Below are 1771 nucleotides of genomic sequence, written 5' to 3' on the forward strand. Positions count from 1 at the left end.
GAGTAATATGGACATTCTTGCTGTTATTTTAGATTCCTGTGTCATTTTCCCTAAGCCCGATCGCACAAATCCACCTTACTGCATCCGATCGATCGTCCGATACTGCACCGCCTCCCCCACATGATTGGTTTTCAGACTTTCATCCCCCGACAAATCAGCAATAGTTCTCGCAACCTTCAAAATACGATCGCTAGCCCGCGCCGACAGCCCCAACTTCCGAATCGCCATCTCCAATAAATTCCGAGAAGCATCATCCAACTGACACCATTGGTTAATATGGCTGCTTTGCATCTCCGCATTACACCGCAAACTAGATTCTGACTTAAAACGGTTAGTTGCGATCGCCCTTGCGCGCTGAACCCTCACCCGCACCGGTTCCGATTCCTCACCCGTCGGCTGTCGCGTAATCTCCTCCGGTTTCAAACGATTAACCGCCACCTGCAAATCAATCCGATCCATCAAAGGCCCCGAAAGCTTTGCCCAATATTGCTCCCGCTTTTGTGGCGAACAAGTACACTGTTGGATCGAATCGCCATAGTAACCGCAAGCGCAAGGATTCGTACTCGCAACTAAAGTGAATTGCGCCGGAAACATCACCGATTGTCTAGTCCGAGAAATCGTCACATAACCATCTTCCAACGGTTGCCGCAAAAACTCCAAAACATCTCTTTTAAACTCAGTCAATTCATCCAAAAAAAGGATGCCGCGATGTGCTAAAGAAATTTCACCGGGACGCGGAAAACTGCCCCCGCCAACCAGAGAAGGCCCCGATGCCGAATGGTGAGGACTGCGAAAAGGCCGATCGCCCACCAAGCTACCCTTATCCTTCAACAACCCCGCCACCGAATGAATTTGAGTTACATCCAAAGCTTCATCAAAAGTCAGCGGCGGCAAAATACCAGGCAAACGTCTCGCCAGCATAGTCTTACCGCTCCCTGGCGGCCCCACAAAAATCAAATTGTGTCCCCCCGCCGCCGCAATTTCCAAAGCCCGTCTCGCGTGAATTTGCCCCTTTACATCCTTTAAATCTAGACCCGGAATCCGCCTTTTTGCTAACTCTTCTCTACCGTTTACTTGTACCGGCGAATAAACTTGAGGATTGTTTAAAAAATCAGTAACTGCAAAAATATTTTCAAAACCGTAAACAGATATTCCCTGCACCAAAGCCGCTTCTTCCGCATTACCAGCCGGTACAATTAACCCAGAAACACCCATTTTGGCAGCAGCAGCGGCGATCGGCAACACCCCAGACACAGGCCGCAAACTTCCATCTAAGGACAGTTCGCCCAAAAACAAATAATCTCCCAAAAGTTCAGCGCTGACTTGTTCCGACGCTGCCAAAATGCCAATGGCGATCGGCAAATCAAAGCTCGGCCCTTCCTTCCGCAAATCCGCCGGAGTTAAATTTATCACAATACTCCGCATCGGAAAAGCATAACCCGAATTTTTTAGCGTAGCCTTAACCCTTTCTTTAGCTTCTTGCACCGCCGAATCGGGCAACCCCACCACCACAATTTTCGGCAGCCCCCCCGACACATCAGCCTCCACGCCCACCTTTACCGCGTCAATGCCTACGATCGATGCACTCCAAACCCTAGCAAGCATTTTTGTTTATCCTTAATTTGCCTGTCTTTGGTTCATCATATATTATGATTAACAATGACTAATGAATATCGGAAGAAGCAAGAAAAACTTTTCCTTGCCTCTTCCTTTTCTCTTTTTGCTCCTCTGCTGCTGAGTCTTCCCCCTTCCCTCTTCCCTCTTCGCCTTC

General features: G+C 48.8%; 1 protein-coding gene. It reads right to left on the reverse strand.

Translation table 11 applies throughout. From position 1 onward, the window contains the following. Window positions 1-75: 75 nt before the first annotated feature. Complete coding sequence (locus tag WBA89_RS21970; RefSeq protein WP_424409443.1) at window positions 76-1605, reverse strand: YifB family Mg chelatase-like AAA ATPase; 1530 nt, start codon at window positions 1603-1605, stop codon at window positions 76-78. Window positions 1606-1771: the final 166 nt, after the last annotated feature.

The sequence above is a fragment of the Microcoleus sp. genome (assembly GCF_049646505.1).
Taxonomy (GTDB): domain Bacteria; phylum Cyanobacteriota; class Cyanobacteriia; order Cyanobacteriales; family Microcoleaceae; genus Microcoleus.